Below are 6,626 nucleotides of genomic sequence, written 5' to 3'. Positions count from 1 at the left end.
GGGCGGGTGGCCGGCGCGCGACGCCGACCGGTCCCGGCCGCCACGGCAGCGACCAGCCCACGCCCTTCCCCTCCGACGTTGCTCCCGGCGTGACCGGCGTCTCCCGGGGGTCTTCGGTCGCGTGACCGCTCGACAGGCACCGACATCCATCCCCGGCGTCGGCGGCGCCCGCACGTCGCCGCCCGCCCCCGTCCGCCGCCGCCGCCTTCTGGCAGCCGCGTCGCTTCTTGTCATCGCCCTCGTCAGCACCGGGCTGGCGGCGTGCTCCGGCTCCTCCGAGCCGGAGCCGACGCCCTCGGGGGTGACCTGGACCTCCGGCGCCAATGGCAACTACCCCGCGGACGTCAACGCCTGGGGCTCGTTCACCAACCGCAAGCCCGGCCTCGCGATCGTCTTCACCGTGCGCAAGAACTGGTCCAGCATGGTCTCGGGAGACTGGCCGTCGTCGGCCTTCACCAAGGACAAGTTCCCCGGCGCGGTGTCGATCGCCCAGCCGCTGTACGCCCCGGACGGCAACGAGGCGACCTGCGCCACCGGCGCCTACGACGCGAACTGGGCCACCTTCGGCCAGACGCTGACGAAGTACGGCCGCGGCGACGCCTACATCCGGCTCGGCTGGGAGTTCAACGGCGGCTACATGTACTGGCACGTGCGCGACCCCGAGGCATGGAAGACGTGCTTCCGCCGGGCGGTGACCGCCCTGCGCTCCACCGCCCCGGCCGTGAAGATCGACTGGAACATGAACGCCCACAACGACAAGTTGCCCGGCAGTGGCCGCGACGTGTGGGATGCCTATCCCGGCGACCAGTACGTCGACATCGTCAGCATCGACTCGTACGACCACTATCCCGCCTCGGTCAGCGAAACCAGCTGGAACCGACAGTGCCACCAGCGCTCCGGACTGTGCACAGTGATCCAGTTCGCCCGTGAGCACGGCAAGAAGTTCGCGGTGCCGGAGTGGGGCCTGGTGCGCTCCGCCGGCGGCGGCGGGGATAACCCCTACTACATCGGCAAAATGTACGAGACGTTCGTGGCGAACGCGAGGGACCTGGCGTACGAGGCGTACTACAACAACGCCGAGCCGGACAATGTTCGCTCATCGCTGTACAAACCGGATCTCAATCCGAAGTCAGCCAAGCGTTACCTGACCTTGTTCGGGAGTGACTGACCCGACGCCTCGGCGGACGGTGTGGGCCGCCGGCGTCGCCTGACCGGGACCGGCCGCGGGACCGTTAGGGTTGTTGATGTCACGGGTTCGACGTCGAAATGTGTGGTGGGGCAGTGGCGGATCGCCAGGACTGGATGACCAGGGCCGCGGATGACGCGATCGCGGCGGCGCGGCGGCGCGGCGGAGACGGGCCGGTCGTCTGCGCGTCCGGGATCAGCCCGTCGGGGCCCATTCACCTCGGCAATCTCCGGGAGATCCTCGTTCCGCACCTGGTGGCGGAGGAGATCCGCGGGCGCGGGGTGGATTGCGAGCACATCCTGTCCTGGGATGACTACGACCGGCTGCGCAAGGTTCCCGCTGGCGTGCCCGCGGACTTCACGGAGCACGTCGGGCGGCCCCTGAGCGCCATCCCCGACCCCTGGGGCGAGTTCCCGAACTGGGCCGAGCGGTTCAAGGCCCCGTTCCGGGCCGCGCTGCGCCAGCTCGGCATCGAGGTCCGCGAGATCAGCCAGACCGAGATGTACCAATCGGGCGCCTACGCGGACCGCATCGCCCGCGCGATTGCCGCCGCCGGCACCATCGACGCCATCCTGGGTCGTTACCGCACGCTCACGCCACCGGCCGACCAGCAGTCCGGCGCGGCCGGCGCCGAGGCCGAGGTCGAGCCGGACGAGGGCGCTGCCGAGGAGGAGAGCTCGGCGTCGGCACTGGGCTACTTCCCGTACCGCCCCTACTGCGACACCTGCGGGCGGGACACCACCACCGTGACCGTCTTCGATCCGGCGGCCGGTCAGGGCGACTACACCTGCGAGACCTGCGGTCACCACGGCCGGTTCGACATCCGCGCCGGCGCGAGCGGCAAGCTGGTGTGGAAGGTCGACTGGCCGATGCGCTGGGCGTTCGAGAACGTCGCGTTCGAGGCCGGCGGGGTCGACCACTCCTCCCCCGGGTCGAGTTTCACCGTCGGCGGCCACATCGTCCGGGAAATCTTCGGTGGGCAGCCGCCGGAGTACCTGCCGTACTCGTTCGTCGGTGTCCGCGGCCGGGCGAAGCTGTCTGGTTCGGCCGGCGGCGCCCCCACCCCGGCGGACGCCCTGCAGATCCTGGAACCGGCGATCCTGCGCTGGGTCTACGCCCGGCGCAAGCCCAACCAGGCGATCACCGTTGACTTCGGCCAGGAGGTGCTGCGCGTCTACGACGAGTGGGACGCGCTGAACCGCCGGGCCGCGGCCGGTTCGGCGGAGCCGACGGACCTTGCGGTGCTGGCCCGCTCGCGGGGCACCGTGGCCGGTGGTCCCGTGGCGGCGCCAGCGACGGTGTTCCCGTTCCGACTGCTGTCGTCGATCTGTGACATCACCGCCGACGACGCCGCCCAGATCCTGCGCATCGTGCGGCACGCCCGCAGCGGCGACGACGCGGCGGACACGCCGGTCGAACTGGCGGACCTTCAGCCGCGCCTGGACTGCGCCCGCACGTGGACCCGCGAGCACGTCCCGGCCGATCAGCGGACGATCGTGCGGACCGAGCCCGACCACGACGCGCTCGCCGTGCTCAGCTCCGACGAGGCGAAGGCCCTCGCTATCCTCGTCGCCGAGCTGGAGACCGACTGGTCCCTGGACGGTCTCACCGCGCTGACCTACGCGGTGCCGAAGCTGCTGCAGGGGCTGCCCGCCGACGCACCCGCCACCGCGGAACTCAAGCAGGCCCAACGGGCGTTCTTCGTGCTCGTCTACCAGCTGCTGGTCGGGCGGGACACCGGACCCCGGCTGCCGACCCTGCTGCTCTCCCTCGGCGCGCCCCGCATCCGGACACTGCTGACCGGCGAGAGCACCTGAGCCCACCGCCGGCCTGCCCGGCCCAGACCGCGCGCAGGCGCAGCATGGGCCGGGCAGGGCCCGCGACCGCTCAGCGACCGCGCGGCGTTCAGGCGAGGGCGCCGTCGAGGTCCTTGCGGATCTCCTCGGGGGTGACGGTGGGCTCGTAGCGACGGACGACCTTGCCGTCGCCGTCGACGAGGAACTTCGTGAAGTTCCACTTGACCTCGTCGGTGCCGATCGCCTCGGGGCGGCTCTTGGCGACGTGCTCGTAGAGGAAACCGGAGTCGGGGCCGAACTCGCCCGGCGCCTCGGTGCGCAGGTACTGGTAGAGCGGTGCGGCGTCCGGCCCGTTCACCTCGACCTTGCCCAGCACGGGGAAGGTGACGTCGAAGGTGGTCGAGCAGAAGTTCTGGATCTCCTCGTTGGTGCCCGGCTCCTGCCCGCCGAACTGGTTGCAGGGGAACCCGAGGATCTCCAGGCCGCGTCCGTTCAGGTCCCGGTAGAGGGCCTCGAGGCCCTCGTACTGCGGCGTCAGGCCGCACTTGCTGGCGACGTTGACGATCAGCAGCGTCTTGCCGGCGTAGTCGCCCAGCGAGCGGGAGCCACCATCGGCGGCCTCAACGGTGAAGTCATGAACAGTCACAGTCAACCTGGCTCTCGATGCGAGGGATACCTGGAGGGCGGCGGCCGATCGTCCGGCCGCGGACCATAGCAGACGCTACTCCTCGGACCCTTTTATGTCGCCGCTCCGGTGACGTAATAGGCACGATCCCCCGAAGGGCGGCGGACCGGGACGTGCGGCGGCCGGCGGGTGTCTGGGATGCTCGACGGGTTCCATCCACGCGTCCACCCGCGCGGCGGCCGATTCAGCCGCCCACGACGAGCGAACAGGAGCCGACGCCGCCATGAGCATCGACCCCGACCTGCTGAAGATCCTCGCCTGCCCGGTCGACAAGGGGCCGCTGGAACTGACAGACGGCTGGCTGGTGAACCCGCGTCTTGGGCATCGCTACGAGGTCCGCGGGGACGTCCCGATCCTGTTGCGCCCGGACCACGTTGACGCCGCGGAGGCCCGCGCCGGCCGCGCGGTCCGCTGACCGAACCGGTCGGCGCCGTGGCGCCTGCCCGCCGCGGACGTGCGAATGGGGCCCGAGGACGAATCCTCGGGCCCCATTCGCGTCTGCCCGCTACCGCCAGGCGGTTACCGCCGGGCTACCGGTCACTCCCGGCCGAACTGCTCGCGCAGCCGGCGCAGGGCTTCCTCGTCGATCGCCGAGGGTGCCTGCTCGGACTGCGAGGAGGTGTAGGAGGACGGAGCCGCCGCGGCGGCATCGGCCTCCTGCGCGGCGCGGATCTGGGCCTGGTGAGCCTCGAACCGCGACTGCGCCTCGCCGTACTGACGCTCCCACTCGGCCTGCTGCTCCTCGAAGCCCGGCAGCCACTCGCCGGTCTCGGGGTCGAAGCCCTCGGGGTAGACGTAATTGCCCTGCTCGTCGTACTTGGCTTCCATGCCGTACTGGCTCGGGTCGAACGCCTCGCCGTCGACCGCCAGCCCAGCGACCTCGTTGGCCTGCTTGAGCGACAGGCTGATCCGGCGCCGGTCGAGATCGATGTCGATCACCTTGACCAGGATCTCGTCACCGACGTTCACGACCTGCTCGGGGATCTCCACATGCCGCTCGGCGAGCTCGGAGATGTGGACCAGACCCTCGATGCCCTCGTCCACCCGGACGAACGCGCCGAACGGCACCAGCTTCGTGACCCGGCCCGGCACGACCTGGCCGATCGCGTGGGTACGGGCGAACTGACGCCACGGGTCTTCCTGCGTCGCCTTCAGCGACAGCGAGACGCGCTCGCGGTCCAGGTCGACGTCGAGGACCTCGACGGTGACCTCCTGGCCGACCTCGACCACCTCGGACGGGTGGTCGATGTGCTTCCAGGACAGCTCCGAGACGTGCACGAGGCCGTCGACTCCGCCGAGGTCCACGAAGGCGCCGAAGTTCACGATCGAGCTGACGACGCCCTTGCGGATCTGGCCCTTGGCGAGCTGCGCGAGGAACTCGGAACGCACCTCGCTCTGGGTCTGCTCCAGCCAGGCACGCCGCGAGAGCACGACGTTGTTGCGGTTCTTGTCCAGCTCGATGATCTTCGCCTCGAGCTCCCGACCCACATACGGCTGCAGGTCGCGGACCCGGCGCATCTCCACGAGGGAGGCGGGCAGGAACCCACGCAGGCCGATGTCGAGGATCAGACCGCCCTTGACGACCTCAATGACGGTGCCAGTGACGACGCCGTCCTCGTCCTTGAGCTTCTCGATCGTGCCCCAGGCGCGCTCGTACTGGGCGCGCTTCTTGGACAGGATCAGACGGCCTTCTTTGTCCTCCTTCTGGAGGACAAGGGCCTCGACGTGGTCGCCGACACTCACGACCTCGTGCGGGTCGACATCGTGCTTGATCGACAGCTCCCGGGACGGGATCACGCCCTCGGTCTTGTAGCCGATGTCGAGCAGCACCTCGTCCCGGTCAACCTTGACGATGATGCCGTCAACGATGTCGCCATCGTTGAAGAACTTGATCGTCTTGTCGACTGCAGCGAGGAAGTCTTCGGCAGAGCCGATGTCGTTGACCGCTACCTGGGGTGTGGTGTGCGAGGTGGTCACGGTCTCCACGGGTCGTACGTCGGTGGTGCTCGTCAAGGGGTCGGCTCCGACTGAGGGTGGTCGTCCGCGCGAGGGCCGGATCGAACCGCCGGGACCGAGGGACAGATACAACGCGCGAAACGAAGAAACTGTCAGAACCGATAACGACGCTCGAGTGGATCCGCTCGGTCTGAGACCCACGGACCCTCGTGCACAGACACGAGTCTAGGGACGGGGGTCGGGGGTGGTCAACGGGAGGCGGCGCCAAGACGCTCGCAACTCGCAACCGTGGTCACGCTGCGCAGACACAAGACGTCCAAAAGTAGCTATGCCCGACCCTCTCGCGTCCACCGAGGCACGGTTCGCCGACCATCCCCGCCGACGATCACCATGTCCGGGCCACAGACCCTCACGCTCCGATCCGCCGAGTTCACGCGGCACAGCCGAATCAATCGCGATATTCCGGATGTGTAGCGATATATAGCGTTTTGGGACCAGACAGTGAGGGTGGACGCCGGGTCCCGTACAGACCACTCCACGGATCACCCCTCGACGGGGGCGGTGCCTGCGGTCAGTGACCGAACTACCCGGCCGTGTGATGCTCACCACTCGATGGCCTGTCGGCCTCGGTGACGCCCTCGACCGCCGGCCCGCCCGGACCGACGCCGGGACCCGGCCGCGACCGGGTCGCCCGCGCCGAGTCCGCCCGCGGGCTCTGCGCACCCCCGCGACCGGCGGCCGCTGCCACGCTCGGGGCACCCAGCCATGCTCCGCGTCGTCGGGCACCGGCCGGCCCATGTTCGGCGCGGACTCGATCGGGTCAGCCAGGCGGCCGGCCGCCCTGCCCCAGTCGGCGGTGCGCGTCACGGACCCCGCGGACCGGGACGGCAGTGGCACCGTCGGAGTGTCGGCGGGCGGTCCGCCACGGCCCGCGGCGGCTCCCGGCACGGTGCTCGCCGGCACGGTGCTCGCCGGCACGGTGCTCGCCGGCACGGTGCTCGCC

General features: G+C 70.0%; 5 protein-coding genes. 3 read left to right on the top strand and 2 right to left on the bottom strand.

The window, feature by feature from the left end; all coding sequences use genetic code 11:
* The first annotated feature begins 121 nt into the window (after window positions 1–121).
* A complete protein-coding gene (locus MXD58_RS16930; protein ID WP_248840251.1) occupies window positions 122–1,168 on the top strand; it encodes a glycoside hydrolase family 26 protein in 1,047 nt (348 codons plus the stop codon).
* 113 nt (window positions 1,169–1,281) lie between these two features.
* The gene (gene lysS, locus MXD58_RS16925; RefSeq protein ID WP_248840252.1) at window positions 1,282–3,003 is read left to right on the top strand and encodes a lysine--tRNA ligase; all 1,722 of its coding nucleotides are present in this window, start codon (window positions 1,282–1,284) and stop codon (window positions 3,001–3,003) included.
* Between the two features lie 88 nt (window positions 3,004–3,091).
* Here lysS and MXD58_RS16920 read toward each other — a convergent pair whose 3' ends face one another.
* Entirely contained in the window at window positions 3,092–3,628 is a 537-nt protein-coding gene (locus MXD58_RS16920; RefSeq protein WP_248840253.1) for a glutathione peroxidase, read from the bottom strand.
* A 262-nt stretch (window positions 3,629–3,890) separates the two neighbouring features.
* Here MXD58_RS16920 and MXD58_RS16915 point away from each other — a divergent pair, with 262 nt between their 5' ends.
* Entirely contained in the window at window positions 3,891–4,082 is a 192-nt protein-coding gene (locus MXD58_RS16915; RefSeq protein WP_248840254.1) for a Trm112 family protein, read from the top strand.
* A 122-nt stretch (window positions 4,083–4,204) separates the two neighbouring features.
* Here the strand turns inward: MXD58_RS16915 and rpsA are convergent, their stop codons facing one another.
* Window positions 4,205–5,680 carry a 30S ribosomal protein S1 gene (gene rpsA, locus MXD58_RS16910; RefSeq protein WP_248840255.1) on the bottom strand — a complete coding sequence of 492 codons (1,476 nt, stop codon included), beginning with the start codon at window positions 5,678–5,680 and terminating at the stop codon, window positions 4,205–4,207.
* Window positions 5,681–6,626: the final 946 nt, after the last annotated feature.

The sequence above is a fragment of the Frankia sp. AgKG'84/4 genome (genome assembly GCF_023242965.2).
Lineage (GTDB): Bacteria > Actinomycetota > Actinomycetes > Frankiales > Frankiaceae > Frankia.
This window is presented reverse-complemented; position numbering and strand designations above follow the sequence as displayed.

Bases quoted from the DNA above. Each gene is read 5' to 3' on its own strand.
- MXD58_RS16915 (WP_248840254.1), top strand. From the start codon at position 3,891: ATGAGCATCGACCCCGACCTGCTGAAGATCCTCGCCTGCCCGGTCGAC.